The 15,293-nt window shown below is 72.9% G+C and carries 11 protein-coding genes; 3 read left to right on the top strand and 8 right to left on the bottom strand.

All coding sequences use genetic code 11. From position 1 onward, the window contains the following. Window positions 1-217 precede the first annotated feature (217 nt). The 3 genes from K8625_RS32260 to galU all read right to left on the bottom strand — a co-directional run bounded on the left by K8625_RS32260 (window position 218) and on the right by galU (window position 2,662). On the bottom strand, window positions 218-847 hold the full coding sequence (locus K8625_RS32260) for a glutathione S-transferase family protein (protein ID WP_141332251.1): 630 nt from the start codon (window positions 845-847) through the stop codon (window positions 218-220). Window positions 848-1,007: 160 nt separating this feature from the next. Continuing rightward, entirely contained in the window at window positions 1,008-1,763 is a 756-nt protein-coding gene (locus tag K8625_RS32255; RefSeq protein ID WP_223784868.1) for a hypothetical protein, read from the bottom strand. Beyond that, entirely contained in the window at window positions 1,760-2,662 is a 903-nt protein-coding gene (gene galU, locus K8625_RS32250; RefSeq protein WP_223784867.1) for a UTP--glucose-1-phosphate uridylyltransferase GalU, read from the bottom strand. The genes K8625_RS32255 and galU overlap by 4 nt, the downstream gene beginning before the upstream one ends. Window positions 2,663-2,722: 60 nt before the next feature. Between galU and K8625_RS32245 the strand changes: the two genes are divergently transcribed. Next, window positions 2,723-3,574, top strand: coding sequence for a hypothetical protein (locus tag K8625_RS32245; RefSeq protein WP_223746439.1), 852 nt, complete (start codon window positions 2,723-2,725; stop codon window positions 3,572-3,574). Window positions 3,575-3,578: 4 nt separating this feature from the next. Here the strand turns inward: K8625_RS32245 and K8625_RS32240 are convergent, their stop codons facing one another. Then, a complete protein-coding gene (locus tag K8625_RS32240; RefSeq protein WP_223784866.1) occupies window positions 3,579-9,275 on the bottom strand; it encodes a hypothetical protein in 5,697 nt (1,898 codons plus the stop codon). Window positions 9,276-9,297: 22 nt separating this feature from the next. On the opposite strand from K8625_RS32240, the gene K8625_RS32235 reads away from it, so the two are divergent. After that, window positions 9,298-10,317 (top strand): glycosyltransferase, encoded by a 1,020-nt coding sequence (locus K8625_RS32235; RefSeq protein WP_223784865.1) that lies wholly within the window; start codon window positions 9,298-9,300, stop codon window positions 10,315-10,317. A 6-nt stretch (window positions 10,318-10,323) separates the two neighbouring features. Here K8625_RS32235 and K8625_RS32230 read toward each other — a convergent pair whose 3' ends face one another. Continuing rightward, entirely contained in the window at window positions 10,324-11,247 is a 924-nt protein-coding gene (locus K8625_RS32230) for an RluA family pseudouridine synthase (protein WP_223784864.1), read from the bottom strand. Between the two features lie 139 nt (window positions 11,248-11,386). Between K8625_RS32230 and K8625_RS32225 the strand changes: the two genes are divergently transcribed. Continuing rightward, window positions 11,387-12,901 (top strand): peptidase M3, encoded by a 1,515-nt coding sequence (locus tag K8625_RS32225; protein ID WP_223784863.1) that lies wholly within the window; start codon window positions 11,387-11,389, stop codon window positions 12,899-12,901. Between the two features lie 18 nt (window positions 12,902-12,919). Here the strand turns inward: K8625_RS32225 and K8625_RS32220 are convergent, their stop codons facing one another. The 3 genes from K8625_RS32220 to K8625_RS32210 all read right to left on the bottom strand — a co-directional run bounded on the left by K8625_RS32220 (window position 12,920) and on the right by K8625_RS32210 (window position 15,232). Next, window positions 12,920-13,264, bottom strand: coding sequence for a hypothetical protein (locus K8625_RS32220; protein ID WP_046711509.1), 345 nt, complete (start codon window positions 13,262-13,264; stop codon window positions 12,920-12,922). A gap of 143 nt (window positions 13,265-13,407) precedes the next feature. Next, a complete protein-coding gene (locus K8625_RS32215; RefSeq protein ID WP_141332550.1) occupies window positions 13,408-13,935 on the bottom strand; it encodes a hypothetical protein in 528 nt (175 codons plus the stop codon). Window positions 13,936-14,194: 259 nt separating this feature from the next. Then, on the bottom strand, window positions 14,195-15,232 hold the full coding sequence (locus K8625_RS32210; protein WP_141332551.1) for a hypothetical protein: 1,038 nt from the start codon (window positions 15,230-15,232) through the stop codon (window positions 14,195-14,197). Window positions 15,233-15,293 lie beyond the last annotated feature (61 nt).

Genomic DNA, 15,293 nt, shown 5'->3' with positions numbered 1-15,293 from the left:
CGACACACCACTGCATGCGCGAAGCACGTCGAGCGAGGGACCTCGCCCGCGCGAGAGGGGGCTCCCGACAAACGCCGCACCGCCACACGCGCGGCACCGGGCTCGACGCGCATCCGTCCACGGCCGTCGGGCCCGATGCGAAGCCGCGCGACAGCACCTCCCGCTCAAAGCCCACGGGACCGCGCTCACGGGCGAGCACGGCCCCGTCGCCGCTCGGCTACGCTCCGGTCACCTTGCGCCACGCGGGGCGGCCGCTGATGCGCTCCCACCACGCGGCCACGTGCTTGTGCTCGGCCAGCAGGGCCTTCTCCTCGTCGAAGGTGAGGAAGAACGTCAGGTCCGGCAGCCACGCCACCTCCGCGAGCGAGAAGCTGTCACCCGCGAGGAACGGCTGCTTCGCCAGCACCGGGTCGAGGATGGCGAACACCTTCGCCACGCCCTGACGCCCCTCGGCCACGCGGGCCTCGTCCACCGGGCCGCCGCCCATGTGCGGCTTGAAGAGCCGCTCCCACGACACCTTGAAGGCCGAGGGAGAGAAGTAGCACTGCTCCACGCTGAGGTACTGCTCCATCAAGCCGTAGGCCTTCGGCGCCGCGGGCGTGAGCGACGGCCCCGGCAGCACGCGGTCCAGGTAGCGGATGATGGCGCGCGACTCGTACAGCATGAAGCCGTCATCGTCCTCGAGCGTCGGGATGACGCCGAACGGATGCCGCGCGAAATGCGCCGGCGACTTGTGCTCGCCCTTCGTCAGGTCGACGAGCACGAGCTCCGCCTCGCGCCCCTTCTCCGCCAGCGTGGCGAGGACCTTGCGCGTACAGGTGCTCAGCGGATGGCCAAAGACCTTCATGTGCGTTCCTCCGTCAGTGGGCCGGCGGACAGCGACCGGACGGGCGTGACTCTTCAACGCGCCACCGGAACGTCGCAAGCGAGTCGCAAGGAACACCCGGCACCGCCCTCGCGCCTCGCCGTGACGCGTCAACGTCTCCGGCGAGGGGAGCGGTGTCTGGCTACGGCGTGAAGAGCTTGTCGGGCACGGTGGCCCGGGTGTCGCCCTTCAGCGCGGTGAAGCGCACGGCGCGCTGGTCTCCACGCCACACCTCGATGGTGCGCGGCATGGCCTCACCCACCGCGGGCGAGTTGTAGTCGAGGAAGCGCACGTCCCAGGCCACCTTCGCCGCGTCCGTGTAGCGCAGCCGCGCGGGGCGGAACGAGTCCTTGTACACCCAGAACTGGGGACGGTTCTCCCCCTGCTCGCCGAGCACGTACGTCACCTCTCCGCTGAAGCGCGCCAGGCCCGTGCGCGTCGTGTCGACGCCCAGCCCCTGCAGGTACTGCTGCACGGACTCCTTGAGCTGCTGCACGGGGCCGCCGCCCGCGGCGAACAGCGGGCACACCTGCGCGACGAGCACCGACAGGGACGCAATCTCGTTGCCCTCCAGCCGGCGACGCCCCGCCACCTGCACCACCGCGGAGCGCGAGTTGCCATCCGGCACGGACGCCTCGAAGCGGCAGCGCCCCGGCATGCGCAGGTACAGCACGCCGTCTCCCTGCACGTCGGGACGGTCCGTCGCCGCGCCCAGCGCGGCGCCAGCCTCCTTCACCGCGGGACCCAGGAAGCTCAGCGAGCCCTCCACGCGCAGCCCGGACAGCTTGAGCTCGTCGCGCTCGGTCACCATGCGCCGGAGGATGGAGCCCCCGGGCAGCACGTAGGCGAAAGCGGTGAAGGACAGCAGGACTGCGACGAGTGCGACGATGCGCTTCACGGCTTCTCCGTCTTCACGACCTCACGCATGTACTCGAGCAGCCCGCCCCGGAGCTCGGGGCGCTTGAGCGCGTAGGCGATGTTCGCCTTGAGGTACCCCACCTTGTCGCCCGCGTCATAGCGCTGACCCTTGAATTTGTAGCCCAAGAGACCGTGCGACTGCTGCAGCGTGGCCAGACCGTCGGTGAGCTGGATTTCCCCGCCGACCCCGGGAGTCTGCTTCTCCAGGATGGGGAAGATCTCCGGCGGCAGCACATAGCGGCCGATGACGGCGAGGTTGGAGGGAGCGGTGCCCTTCTTGGGCTTCTCCACCACGCGGTCGATGCGGATGACGCCGTCGCCCAGGTCCGTGCCCGCGGCGATGCCGTACATGTGCGTCTCGTCGTCGGGCACTTCCATCAGCGCGATGACGGCCTGGTTGTACTTGCGGAACACGCGGGCGAGCTGGCGGATGCCCGGCTCCTCGGCGTCGATCATGTCATCGCCCAGGAGGACGCCGAAGGGCTCGTCACCGATGGCGCTCTTGGCGCAGAGCACCGCGTGGCCCAGGCCCTTGGGCTCCTTCTGGCGGATGCTGACCACGCGCACCAGGTCCGCGATGGCGCGCAGCTTGTCGGCGTCCGCCGTCTTGCCGCGGGCGCGCAGGGTGGTCTCCAGCTCGAAGCCGATGTCGAAGTGGTCCTCGATGGCGCCCTTGCCGCGGCCATTGATGAGGACGACATCCTCGATGCCGGCGGACACGGCCTCCTCCACGATGTACTGGAGGGTGGGCGTGTCGACGATGGGGAGCATCTCCTTGGGCACCGACTTGGTGGCCGGCAGGAAACGCGTGCCCAGCCCGGCTGCCGGGATGACACACTTGCGGATGAGGGACTCTGCCTTCGGTGTGTTGGCGGACATGAGGGCAGCGAATCTATTGGCGCCCTTCCCCCCCATCAAGCTGGTTAGGATGGCCATCCCATGTCGCTCCGTCCCGTCGTCCTGTTGTTGGCTGTGTGTGTCTCCACCGCCGCTTCCGCCCAGCCCTCCGAGGACCTGAGGGACATCATGAGCGCGCGCGCCTATGGCATGGGGGGCGCGTACCGCGCCCTGGGGTTGGGCACGGAGGCGGTGCTGGGCAACCCCGCCGCCATGGCGCTGTGGCCGGCCTACCGCTTCGAGGGCACGGGCGCGTGGGACACGGCGCTCAAGGAGGGCATGCTCGGCATCTCCGTCATCGACGGGGCCACCAGCAAGCTGGCCATGGGGGTGGACTACCACTGGGTCAGCCTGGGCCGGGGCGGTGCTCGCACCAGCGCGCATCTGAGCTCGCTGGGCGTGGGGTTCCCGCTGACCCCGGGCATCCTGATTGGTGGCGTGGCGCGCTACCTGCGCATGAGCGGCACGGGGCGATATGCCAACTCGGTGACAGTGGACACGGGCGTGCTGATGCGGCTGTCGCAGTCGTTCGTGGCCGGCGTGTCGGGGCACAACCTCATCAACACCGACAACGTGGAGCTGTCGCGCTACTACACGGGCCACATCGGCATCATGTCGGGGATGTTGACGCTGGCCGGTGACGTGCGCGCGGACTTCGAGACGGACGACAAGACGACGCTCACGTACGCGGGTGGGCTGGAGTACCTGATGGGGATGCAGGTGCCGATCCGCGCCGGCTATTCGTATGACGGCTTCACGCGCACGTCGCGGCTGAGCACGGGCCTGGGCTTCATGACGGAGCAGGGCGGCGGGCTGGACATCGCGTACCGGCACGAGCTGGGTGGGGAGAAGAGCCGCATGCTGGCGCTCACCATCCGCCTGCAGGTGAATTGAGGCTTCAGCGCGAGGGGGCGCGCAGCGCGAGGTAGCGCTCGGACGCGGCGAAGCGCAGCAGCTCCACCAGCTCCGGGTCCTGGGAGCGGCGGGAGCGAATCACCGTGACGGCGGGGCCCACGCCGCCGCAGGCCACCAGGCCCGCGCGGTTGGCGGAGTCGCGCGCGGCGTCCGCGAGGGCGGAGGCGTTGAAGTCGCGGGTGCCGGGCTCGAGCAGCTCCAGGGTGCGCTCCAGGGCGCGCGGGGACAGCGCGTCGCGCACGAGCCGCGCGTCGGCGCTGGAGTCCTTGGGGTCCTTGAGGACGGTGGACAACAGGGCGAGGGCGCGCAGGAGCTGGGCGCCCTTGAGCGCGCGCAGGGCGAGCAGGTCCGGGGAGAGGGACAGGAGGGCGCGGCCGGCGTGGAAGCGCAGCTCGGCGGCGGGCAGGGGCTGGCGGATGGCGGCGCGGCCGACGAGCAGGCGCGGCTTGTCGGTGTGGACGGCGGTGAAGGGCGGGCCGTCGTCGTCGGCGAGCACGAGCTCCGGCAGGTTCATCGCGAGGATGCGCGCGGAGGTGTGGAGTGCGTCGAGGACGGCGGGCGCGCCCGGGCCGGCGACGGCGCGCAGGGGCTCGGAGGCGTCCGCGGCGCGGCCCTGGGCGGGGAACAGGCGGCACAGGGCGATGCCGGCGCAGGCGAGCAGCTCGCCCGAGGCGGTGCGCAGGCCCGGGTGACGCAGGCCCGCGCGCTCGTCGCCGGTGAGGGGTGGACGCTGGAGGCGGGGGGCGGGCGTTTCGCGACCGGCGAGGGCCTCGACGATTTCGCGCATGAGGACGGCGCGGGGGGCGTCGCCTCGGGTGTCGAAGAAGTCGGCGAGCTGCTCGTAGGTGGCGGTGTCGAGCGGGCGCTCGCGGAGCTGGCGGAAGACCTCCGGCTCGGTGTCCGAGGCGGGGGCCGGTTCGGGGACGACGATGGGGTTCTCGCGCGTCTCGGCGGCGCCGACGAGCGGGGCGGCGGGCGGCGGGGGCTTCGCGATGAAGGTGCGGCCCGGCGCGGGGCCGGCGGCGGTGCCCTCGGGGCGGTTGGCGCGGTGGACGCGGCGCACGGGGTCCATGCGGCCCGGCGGGGCTTCCCAGGAGATGATGCGCGTCTCGGGCACGGGCGGAGCGTCGAGGTCCATGGCGCCGCCGCTCATCAGGTCGATGGCCCTGCCACCTCGCGGCTGGGGCTCCGGGGGACGCGCGGGGCTCGGGGCTCGGGGCTTCTCGTCTCGGGGCGCGCGGGGCTGCGGGTCCGCGCGAGGCGCGGGGGCGCTCTCGCCGAAGACGACCGTGGAGCCCGACGGGGCGGGACGCTCCAGCTCCGGACCGAGCGCGGCGAGACTGTCCTCGCGGGGCGCGGGCTTCTCCACGCGAGCGAGGACCGGGGGCGCGGGTTTCTCCGTGCGCGCACCGGAGGGCGCAGGCTTCGCGGCGCGGGGCGCGGGCTTCTCCGGGCGAGACGCGTTGCCGGGCGCGGCGCCGGTGGAGAGCGCGGGCTTCTCCGGGCGAGGTGGGTTGCCGGGCGCGGCGCCGGTGGAGAGCGCGGGCTTCTCCGAGCGAGGTGGGTTGCCCTCCGCGATTCCCGCGGACGCAGCAGGTCTCTCCATGCGAGATGCGTTGCCACCAGCGTCTCCCGCGGACGCAGCAGGTCTCTCCGTGCGAGATGCGTTGCCAGGTGCTGCGCCCGCGGATGCAGCTGGCATCTCCGAGCGAGGTGATTTGCCGACTGCGGCTCCTGAGGACGCAGCAGGACTCTCCGGACGAGGTGCGTTGCCAGATGCGGCCCCCGCGGACGCTGCAGGCCTCTCCGTACGAGCTGCATTGCCGGATACAGGCCCTGCCGAGGGCGCCGGCTTCTCCGGGCGAGATGCGTTGTCGGGAGCGGCGCCGGTCGATGGAGCGGACCTCTCATTACGAGGCGCGTTGCCGGGTACCGCACCTGCGGAGGGACCAGGTTTCTCCGTGCGAGATGCGCTGCCGGGTGCCGCACCCCTCTCCGTACGAGGCGCGCTGGCGGGCGCACCACCGCTGGGCAGAAGGTCCCTCTCCGCACGAGACGCATTGCCGGGCGCGACATCGGCGGACGCAACGGGCTTCTCCGCGCGAGGCGCGTTGCCAGCCGCTGCACCCTTCTCCGCACGAGGCGCGCTGGCGGGCGAGACACTCGTGGGCGCATGAGTGCGCGGAGAGGAAGCGTTGGCGGACAGCCCGTCGGCGGGCTGCGCGGACTTCCCACCTCGCGGACCCGGGCTGTTCGTACTCGACGGCGTCGCGACGTCGCCGGGTACGCCCCTCTCGCCCCTGGCACTCGGGCTGTTCGCCCCCGGGGGAAGTGCGGACCTCTCGGCTCGTGGTGCGCCGGAGGGAACGGCAGCGGCGCCCGCCTGCGGCTGTGAAGCGGCTGCCCCGGACGCACCACTCGTCGCCGGCGACCCCGTCAACCTGTCGCCTCGAGGAGGCGCGATGCTCGTCGCCTCGACGCTCCCTTGTCCCGGAGGGACATTCGGGTCGGAGCTCGAGGTGATCTCCTCGGACAGGTCTCCGCCCGCCGCCACGAGCGACGTCGACTTCGCGGGCGAGGGAGCCAACGGAGACCTCGGCCCACTGGACTCGCGGCGAGGCGTCGCGCTGCGGGGCGGCTCGGGCGGCGGCAGCGCCGCTTCCCGCTCCTCACGCGCCAGCCTCAACCCTTCCGCGCGCCGCGCGTAGACCTGCGCCCGCTCCGCGTTGCCGAGCGACTCGCGCCACAAGCGTGCCAGCCGCTCCCACGTCTGCTCGCGTTCGAGCTCGTCCTCGGTCGCGGTGGCCGCATGCTCCAGCGCCCAGGCCGCCTCGCCCTGGTTGCCACGCGCCCACAACCGCTCCACGAGCAGGAGCCACGCCTCCTTGTGCCCCGGCTCGAAACGCACCGCCTGGCGAAGCTCCCCCAGCGCGGCCTCCATCTCCCCGGCGGCCTCCAACGTGGCCACCAGCTCGAGCCGCGCCTGTCGCGCCGCGGGGCCACGTGACTCCCGAGCCAGCTGCGCGCGCAGGAGCTTCCCCAGCGACTGCGTGTCCCCCAGCTCGCGCGCGAGCCACAAGAGCCGCTCCCGAGCCTGCTCACTCTCGGGGTTCTCGGCGAGCACCTCACTCCAGGCCCACTGCGCCAGCTGCGAATCACGCAGCTGCTCCTCGGCGGTGCGCGCGAGCACCCGAAGCGCCTCGGCCCGGTCGGGCGTCCGACGCTGCAATCCCGCGAGCACGGTGCGCAGACGAGACGCCAGGGAGCGTCTCTCTTCGCCCTCGACACAGAGCAGCAGCCCCGCCAGCGCGGGCACCATCCCCGGCACCAGCGCATCCGCGGCCTCGAAGTCCGCACGGGCCTTCTGGAGCTCCCCCATGTGCAGCCAGCGCTCGCCTCGCGTCAGCAGCGCCGTCGCACGCGCCCGCCCGGTCCGCGCTCGCTGGATGGCCTCGTCGAGCGCACGCCGGACCAGCGAGGCATCATCACGAGAGGACAACAGCCGCACCTGCTCACGAAGCGCGACGCGATCTCCCGTCAGCTCGACGATCTCGCCGTACATGCGCGCGGCGCCCGCGGGGTCCTGGAGCTCGGTCTCCATCACCTCCGCCAGTCGCGTCAGCGCCTCCGCGCGCATCCCCGGGTCCTTCGCCCGGTCCGCGCGCTTCAGGTACAGCTGGGCCAGCTCCTTCCACGCACGACGCGCGATGAACTGGGCCTCCAGCTTCTGGGAGTGCGCCCACTCCTCCGTGTCCTCGCCGTGGACATGCTCGCCCGACCCCGGACGTCCCGAGCGCGGCGGCATCGGGGCGCTGCTGCTTCCCACGGGAGCAGGCGCGGCTCGACCCGCGTTATCGCCACCCGTGGATGCGCGCCCGAGTGCGGCAAGGAGGTCCGCGAGCGGAACCTCCGTCGTCTCCGAGCGCGGAGCATCCTCGATTCGAGTGGGGCCAGCGCCCCGCGCGGACGGCTCCGTCTCCGCGGGCTGGAGGACGGGAGGCTCCACAACCGACGGGTTCCCCTTTGGGGGTGCTGCCCGCGGCGCAGCCGGCTCCTCGGACGCGTCGTCCCAGGGAACCGAGAGTGCACCCAGGTGGACCGCGGGCATCTCGACCTGGGTCTTCGCGGGCAGGTCGGTCTCGGAGGGCGGAGCCTCCAGCAGCGGACGCGCGGAGCCCTCGATGGCATCCGTCGAGGAATCATCCGGAGCCCAGTTCCGGCCGATGGCGGCCGAACCGCTCGCGTCAAGAGACTGAGGACCCGACGCGCCTCCAGCGCCCTGCTCCGCGTGAATCAGTTCCGCAGGATTCCTGAACGACGAAGGTGTCTCCGGACGGATGCTCGGAGCCGCGCGCTCGGTCGGACTCGTGCCCGATGAAGTCTCGGCCGCCGCAAAGCCCAGGCCGACGTGTGCTTCGCTTCCTTCCGCCGAGGCCCCGCTCGCCCCTTCGCCAGCAGACGCATCCGCGCGGTCAGCAGCCAGCGCACTGCCGACCGCCGGGGTCGTACTCGACGAAGCATCGGCAGCCGTATCCGTCGGGCCAACACGCGTCGGAAGCCCGACAGCAGGGACCGCGCCCGACGAACCATCGGGAGCCCCTTCGACGGGGACACCGTTCGTCGTGCCCGACTCTTCGCGAGCTTCATCGCCCAGTGGCAGGGCCAGCGCATCGGTACGACTCACACTCGGTTCCGTGCTGGCGAGTGGCGAGGCCGCCACCTCCGTCGGCTCACGCGTCTGCGCGTCCTCTCCCGCCGAAGCCCGAACATCCTCTCCCGCACCAGACTCGGAAGACCGACTGGCCGCGCTCGACGCCTCGACCCGCGACACACCCTCGACCGCCGACGCCTCACCCGTCGTCGCCGAAACCCGCGCGTGCGCCACCGGCTCCGTCGGCGTCACCTCCCATGGCACGGCTCCACCACGCGTGCTCTCCCGAGGCTCGCCCTCCAGCGACCGAGCAGCCCCGGACGTCTCCAATCCCAGGGGCGGTCCCTCCACCTGGAACTCCACCCGCGACAACTCCATCGTCAGCGAGCGCGGCGGCGCCACCGGTGTCACCTTCGGCGCCACGCCCGAGGTGTCCACCACCGTCGCCGCGTGGTAGTCGACCTCGTCCTCCTCCCAGATGGACACGCCCTGCGCGCCCGTCTTCTTCGTCGGCAGCTTCTCCAGCACGCTCCCCACGGGCGCGGCGGCGGGCTTCGTGCTCTTCGCACGGAGCGCCTCCAGGACCCGCCGCGCGCGGCGCTCGTCCGGGAACTCCCACGTCAGCGCGTCGAGCACCGCCACCGCGCGGGTCCCCTGCCCCGTCTTGCGCAACAGGCGCGCGAGCTGTCGGCGCACGGCGAGCCGGACGTCGGCGGACTCGGTGGGCGGCACGGCTTCCAGCAACCCGATGGCAACAGTTTCGGCCCCCGCCAGCCGCCCGAAGCGCACCAGCGCGGCGGCCAGGCGCGGCGTCATCGGCAGGGTGCGGCGGGCGGTCGTCAGCTCCTCGAACGCCCGGGCGGCGGAGCCCTCGCGCAGCCAGCGCGCGGCGGCCCGGAAGTGCCGAGCCACCCCTTCCGCCGCCTCATCCGTCGACCCGACGTCGAGCGTGCCGGCTCGCGGCACCTCCTGTCGGACGGCCGCGGGCTCCGGCGTTCCGGCGCCCTTGCCGTTTCTCACGCCACCCATGGGTGCGGCAGTCTACACAACGATGGCCATCCCGGTTGTCACCGTCCTCCTTCCCGCTCGAAATGCCGAGGCCACCGTGGCCCGCGCCGCCCGGAGCCTGCTCGACGGCACCCTCCAGGACCTCCGGCTGCTGGCCATCGACGACGGCTCCACCGACGCCACCCGCGCCGTCCTGGAGGCCCTGGCCGCCCGGGACTCGCGCGTGGAGGTCCTCACCGGCCAGGGCCGGGGCCTCGTCTCCGCGCTCCACCTGGGCCTCCGGCAAGCCTCCTCCCCCTACGTCGCCCGGATGGACGCCGACGACGAGGCCCTGCCCCGGCGCCTCGAGGCCAGCCTCCACGCCCTGGAGGCGGACCCCGGGCTCGCCGGCGTGGGCACCGCCGTGGAGCTCTTCCGGGACGACCAGCCCGTGAGCCCCTCCCTCCAGTCCTATGCGCGGTGGATCAACAGCCTGACCTCCCCCGAGCAGCTCTTCCACGCCCGCTTCATCGAGAGCCCCCTGTGCCACCCGTCCGTCTGCCTGCGCCGCGACGCGCTGACGTCCACCGGCGCCTGGCGGGACGGGGACTTCCCCGAGGACTACGCCCTCTGGTTGGAGCTGCTCGAGCAGGGCCACGCCCTCAAGAACCTGCCCGAGGTCCTCCTGCGCTGGCGCGACAGCCCCGCGCGGCTGACGCGGACGGACCCGCGCTATGGCCTCGAGAGGCTCATGTGGACCAAGGCCCGCTACCTGGTGGCCCGCCGCGGCCCCCTCTCGAAGGCCCGCGTCTGCACGCTCTGGGGCTCGGGCCCGAGCGGCAAGCGGATGACGCGACTGCTCCGTGAGCACGGCGTGGAGGTGCGGCGCTACATCGATGTGCATCCGCGCAAGAAGGGCACCCGGCTCAACGGGATTCCCGTCGTGGGCCCCGAGGAGCTGGGGCCGCCGGGACAGGAGCCGCTCCTCGTCTGCGTCGGCGTGCGCTGGGCCCGCGAGGAGCTGCGTCAGGACCTGGCCCACCTGGGCTGGGTCGAGGGCCGGGACTTCACCTGCGTGGCATGAGGCGCGCTACTTCTCGGGCACCGCGCCGCTCGGCACCGCGACGCCCGCGAGGGTGAAGAAGCGCAGCAGGTCCTCGGGCACCGGCGCCTCCACCGAGAGCGTCCGCCCCGTGTCCGGATGGGCCAGCTCCAGCGCGTGCGCATGCAACAGGCACCGCGCCGCCTCCGTCCCCGCCGCCCTCGCCGCGCCGCCATAGCGAGCGTCCCCCAGAATCGGTGCCCCCAAGGCCGTCAGGTGCGCGCGCAGCTGATGCGTGCGGCCCGTGTGCGGCAGCAGCTCCACCACGCAGAACTCCGGCCCGGCATACAGCGTGCGGAAGTACGTCAACGCGGGCACCCCGTTGGCGGCCCGGCTCGCCCGCCACCGCCCCGGACGCGACGGGTCCTTGGACAGCGGCAGGTCCACCTTGCCCGACGCGGGCAGCCCCGGCCCCGTGGCCGCCACGTAGCGCTTGCGCGCGCGCCCCTCGCGAAACTCCGCCGCCAGCGCGGACGTCGCCCGAGCCGACTTGCCGAACACCGTCACGCCCGACGTCTCGCGGTCCAACCGGTGCACCAGCCCCGCCTCGCGTCCCAGGTACCGGCTCACCTGGTCCACCAGGTTGCCCCCCACGCGCGCCTCCGTGGGCTGCGCGGGGAGCCCCGCTGGCTTGTCCACCGCGAGCACCTCCGCGTCCTCGTGAAGGACCCGGAACGTGGGGGCCTCCGGCGCCTGGGCCAGCGAGCTCGTCCCACCCTCCTCCAGCACCACCGCCACCACCTGCCCGGACGTCAGCCGCAGCTTCGCGTCGCGGCAGCGCTTGCCGCCCACGTACACGGCGCCCACGTCCACCAGCTCGCGCGCCTGTGCCTCGGGCAGTCCGAGCTCCCCGGCCACCGCCTCCGCCACGGCGCGCCCCGCGCCCTCCACCCGGAATGTCCGACGCTTCACTCGTGGCACCTCACTTCCAGTCCGCTCGCTACAGAAAGGCGCGGCCCACCACAAGGCCCACCCGCCAGGTCCACGAGCCACCAGGGCCCCTCACCTGTTCCCCCGGGCGAGCGCGTCCCCTGGTAGCTTGCGCGGCCCCATGGACCGCCCCCTTCACTCGGTGCGTATGCGGCTGGACGACTTCCTCGCCGAGCTGGCCACGCTCCAATATCGCCACGGCGCCGGGCTCTCCTCCGAGCCCCCCAGCCTCCACGCCTCCTTCCCCGAGCTGTCCTCCCCGGACACCTTCATCGCCGCCAACGAGGCGCTCGCCAAGGCCCGCGCCAAGGAGGACCCCCTCGCGGTGCGCCGCATCCAGCTGTTGCGCGAGCTGGTGGCCACCCACGTCGAGGAGGCGCTCGCCGCCCGCGCCGCCCGGGCCGTGGCCGACCTCGAGAGCAAGGCGGTGCTCACCGTCGACGACCAGACCTACGCCTTCACGGAGGCCCTCGGCCGCCTCCCCCGCGAGCCCCGCCGCGCGCGCCGCGCCGGCCTGGAGCGCGCCGTGGGCAACTTCCTCTGGGAGCAGCGCGGCCTCTACGGAGACCGCCGCGACGCCGCCCTCCACGCCGCCGAGCGCCTGGGCGCCACCGACTACCCCACGCTGCGCCAGGACGTCACCGGCATCCCCTACGCCGACCTCGCCAAGGCCGCGGACGAGACGCTCCGGCGCACCGAGGACGCGTACCGCGACGTGCTCGCGTACGTGCTCAAGAAGGTGGACCCGCTGCTCAGGCCCCTGCCCGGCGGCGACGCGCGCCGACACGACGTGCAGGCCGCGCTGCTGGCGCCCTGGATGGACGAGCACCTGCGCCGCGAGGACGCGTGGCCCGCCGTGGTGCGCTGGCTGATGGAGTGGGGCTTCACGCCGCACGCGGACGGCCGCATCCGGCTGGACGAGGAGGACCGCCCCGGCAAGTCCTCGCGCCCCTTCGTCGTCACCGTGCGCGTGCCGGACGACGTCCGCCTGGTGCTCCAGCCGCGCGGAGGACTGGACGCGCTGGGCAGCCTGCTCCACGAGCTGGGCCACGCGCAGCACCGCGCGCACGTGTCCGCGACGCTGCCCATGGAGCTGCGCCGCCTGGGCGACGCGGGCATCACCGAGGCCCACGCCGCCGTCTTCGAGCGCCTGCTGCTCTCCCCCGAGTGGCTCAAGCGCTACCTGGGGCTGGGCGCGGTGCTCGCGCGCGACACGGCGAGGCTGGCCGCGTTCCAGGCCCTGGCCGTGCTTCGGCGCCACTGCGCGAAGCTGTCCTACGAGCTGTCCCTGAGCCAGAAGGGCGCATCCACCGAGCGCGCGGACGAGTACGCCGACGGCCAGCGCCGCGCCCTCTTCGCCGAGCCACATCCCGGCTTCTTCCTGTCCGACGTGGACCCGCAGCTCTACGTGGCGCACTACCTGCGAGCGTGGGCGCTGGAGGCCCGGCTCACCGGGCGCCTCACCGAGCGCTTCAACGAGGACTTCTGGCGCAACCCGCCCGCCGCCGCCTGGTTGAAGGGGCTGTACGCGCGGGGTGGAACGGATGACGCGGAGGGACTGGCCACGGAAATCTCGGGCACGCCGCTGGCGCTGCCCGAGGCGGGAGAGCGCCTCGTGGCCATCCTCAACCGGTAGTGGTGACCGCGCGGGCGACTACTTCTTCTTGCGCAGCGCCCGGACAATCTTGTCCTTCGTCGGGTTGGCGGCCGTCTCGCGAGCACGCGGCGCGGCGGGCGCCGCCGCCTTCGTGGCGGGCGTCTTGGCCGCGGCCCGGGCGCGCATGGCCTTCATCAGCTGCATCTCGATGAAGAGCAGCTCGTCACCCAGCTCCTCGTTGTCCCCTGCGGCGCGCGGCAGCGGAGCCCGCGTGCTGGAAGCGTCGGCGCCGTGCCGCATGCGCAGCACCTTCTCCTCCTCGGCCGACAGCGTGCGCGTCTTCTCCAGCGCCGCCTTGACCTCCTTGGCCGTCACCGTGCTACTCCCGACCTTGCGCTCCATCTCCGCTCCCTTGCTGTACAGCCCACTGAACTTCCGAGCATGTCGGACGCGTCTGGGCCGCAACCGACGAGGATTGTAGAGGACGCAAGAGTCAGCGCAAATTTTCTTCCAACAGGTTGGGCCCGCCCTGTAGCGCGAGGCGCCTACAGGTGCATTCCCAGCCCCAGGAATCCGGACGAGAGCGCCTGTCGCTCCCCGGCGAACGGGGAGCCGGTGGCGGAGAAGTTCTGGTAGCGGGCCTCGGCGGAGAGGAAGAGTCCCCGGCCCAGCTCCACGTCCAGGCCCCCGCACAGCTCCGCCCCCAGTTGGAGGGAGCGCGTCGCCCCCTCCTCCCGGAGCGCGTGGGCCACCATGAAGCTCAGCCCGAGGCCCAGGTAGGGACGGACCCGTCGGGGCCCCGGGGGCGTGATTCGCAGGGACATGGGCGTCGCCTCGGTGAGCTGTCGACTGGAGGCCACGTGGCCGCCCACCTCGAGGAGGGACGCCTCCCGGCGATAGCTCCAGGCCAGTCCCGCGCTGTAGCCCGCCTCGCGCCCGCCCTCCGTGTCCGACAGGACGTAGGCGCCCACCGGGAACACGGTGACGCCCAGGCTCCGGGCAGGGGGCTGCGCCTGGACGCGGGACGCGAGCAGCCCGCAGAGACAGGCCAGGAGGGGGCGGAGACGACGCATGGCCCTGCGGGAGAGCAAGCCACACGCCACGGTGGAACCCATGTGAAAACAGTGGGTTGAGGCGATTCAGCGTGGCCCTGACGCGGGCGTCCGGGCGGAGCCGTCAGGGCAGGCGGGCGGACGGAGAAGCGGTGGGCCGAGGGGGCCATGACGCGATTGTCCGGGCGCGTCGCTCCCAGAACCGGGCCCAGGCGGAGACGTCACCCGCCTCCACGCCTGGGCCATCAAAGGGGCGCCATGAGGGCGCCCCCGCAGCGGGCTACTCGCCGCCGCCCTCGTCCTCGGGCTCCGGCGGAGCCTCACCGGCCGTCGAACCCTTGGCGCCCTCGGGCTTGGCGCGCTCGATGCCGAAGCGGTCCAACGCGTCGGCGATACCCTGTGGCTTGTCCGCGTCGGGCAGGAAGCTCTCGGGAGGCGCCAGCTTCTGGTCCTTGCCCACCTCGGTCAGGGCCGCCTCCAGCGTCATGCGCAGCTCCGCCGCCTCGGGCGTCTTGTCCGACGGCACGCCGATGCGCCCGTCCAGCCGCGCCTTGAGGACCACCGACGTGGCCGCGTCCACCAGCACCTCGCCGTCCAGCGAGCGCGGCAGCCGGTGGGCGAAGAAGTTCCCCCGGCGACGCGTCGTCTCGTCCGCCCCGTTCTTGGGCTGCAGCAGCGCCGGCAGCGGCCGGGAGGCATCCCCTTCCGAGGCGGGAGCCAGCGTCACCTGGTAGCGCCACGCCGTGCGCCCCTCGTAGGTGACCGTGCCCTGGGGCGACAGCTTGAGCCGCCCCTGGAACAGGCTGTCGAAGTCGCGGATGGCGCCGGTCAGCTCCGCGCGGGTGCGCTCGGCCATGCCGCGGTCGCGCAGCCGCTGACGGAACGGGCCATACCGGTTGCGGGCGAACACCTGCCCCGCGATGCGCATCACCTCCAGGCCCTGGTCCCGGGAGTTCTCCAGCACGCCGTGGAAGTCCCCGCTGACCCCGCCCGCGCCCGCGCGGAAGGTGCGCGTCTCCGTGAGCTTCACCGGGTTGGACTCGGCGGAGGTCCACTCGTAGCCCAGGGTGGCCTGGTAGCGGTGGGGCCCCAGCCGCTCGGTCACCTCGGCGGCGTCCATGCCGAGGATGCGGCGCGCCACCTGCGGGTTGTCCGCGACATCCTCCGGGGGCAGCTTCTGCTGGGCGGAGGCCACCACCTTGGGCGGGTCCTCGGGGGAGAAGATGCGGGCCTTGGCCGCCTTGTCGACCGGGTCCGAGCAGCCCGAGGCCGCCAGTGCCACGGCGAGGATGAAGGCGGACTTCTTCGAACGGCTCACGACTCCTCCGGAGGGGGTACCACGGGGGCGGCAAGTTACGTGGCGCGTACAGGAGCGGCAA

The organism is Myxococcus sp. AS-1-15, from assembly GCF_020037055.1.
Classification (GTDB): domain Bacteria; phylum Myxococcota; class Myxococcia; order Myxococcales; family Myxococcaceae; genus Myxococcus; species Myxococcus fulvus.
Note: the sequence above shows the minus strand (reverse complement) of the source record. Positions and strands in the feature narration are given on the sequence as shown.

Excerpts from the sequence above, each read along its gene's own strand:
- K8625_RS32260 (WP_141332251.1), bottom strand. The coding sequence starts at position 847 with ATGAAGGTCTTTGGCCATCCGCTGAGCACCTGTACGCGCAAGGTCCTC.
- galU (WP_223784867.1), bottom strand. The coding sequence starts at position 2,662 with ATGTCCGCCAACACACCGAAGGCAGAGTCCCTCATCCGCAAGTGTGTC.
- K8625_RS32245 (WP_223746439.1), top strand. The coding sequence starts at position 2,723 with ATGTCGCTCCGTCCCGTCGTCCTGTTGTTGGCTGTGTGTGTCTCCACC.
- K8625_RS32240 (WP_223784866.1), bottom strand. The coding sequence starts at position 9,275 with ATGGGTGGCGTGAGAAACGGCAAGGGCGCCGGAACGCCGGAGCCCGCG.
- K8625_RS32235 (WP_223784865.1), top strand. The coding sequence starts at position 9,298 with ATGGCCATCCCGGTTGTCACCGTCCTCCTTCCCGCTCGAAATGCCGAG.
- K8625_RS32225 (WP_223784863.1), top strand. The coding sequence starts at position 11,387 with ATGGACCGCCCCCTTCACTCGGTGCGTATGCGGCTGGACGACTTCCTC.
- K8625_RS32220 (WP_046711509.1), bottom strand. The coding sequence starts at position 13,264 with ATGGAGCGCAAGGTCGGGAGTAGCACGGTGACGGCCAAGGAGGTCAAG.
- K8625_RS32215 (WP_141332550.1), bottom strand. The coding sequence starts at position 13,935 with ATGCGTCGTCTCCGCCCCCTCCTGGCCTGTCTCTGCGGGCTGCTCGCG.